This is a genomic window from Thiolapillus sp., assembly GCF_048562965.1.
Taxonomy (GTDB): domain Bacteria; phylum Pseudomonadota; class Gammaproteobacteria; order Chromatiales; family Chromatiaceae; genus Thiolapillus; species Thiolapillus brandeum_A.
Genome location: NZ_JBHNMF010000864.1, coordinates 675 through 1,219, shown reverse-complemented (window position 1 = coordinate 1,219; position 545 = coordinate 675). Strand labels below are relative to the sequence as shown.

At 45.1% G+C, this 545-nt stretch carries 1 protein-coding gene; it reads left to right on the top strand.

Features of this window, described 5'->3' with window-relative positions; genetic code table 11:
• The first annotated feature begins 171 nt into the window (after positions 1–171).
• Positions 172–381, top strand: coding sequence for a hypothetical protein (locus ACOCD2_RS20730; RefSeq protein ID WP_419626024.1), 210 nt, complete (start codon positions 172–174; stop codon positions 379–381).
• Positions 382–545 lie beyond the last annotated feature (164 nt).

The window sequence follows — 545 nt, the reverse complement described above, 5'->3', positions numbered from 1 at the left end:
GCGAGGGGTATTCGGGATACGGAGTATTTCAAGCTCAAAATCCGCCAGACTTCATTGCCAGATGACCACTCAATATTCTACGGTTCGACATGTTCTTCACTCACATAACCGGAGAAGAACCGTTGAGTTGACGTTATTTTACTATAAAACAATATGTTAAGCGTTAAGTTAATGACATTATCGTTAACCCGCCAGATCTGGGATTTCAAAGTTATTGTCATCATATTCATGGTCGCCTGGTTTGCGCTGGATGGCAAATGGCAGGTAAATCTGTGGCGACAGTTGGCGGATACAAAATATCTTTTTACAGGTAAGACGCACCACGAGCAGCATTTGGCGGCGGAGGACGCTGCTATATATTCTGGTTCCTCGACGTTTTGAGTGGAATTCCTCCAAAAATCTGTGCCAGTATAGCGCCAAATACGGGCATGAGGAAAAGACGTGGACGGCAACGAGATACTGCTACTGGGATTGGGGATTCAGTCTCCCTGGAAACTGATGAATCAACACTTGGATACGAGTAAACAGCCGCATGAACTTCATCT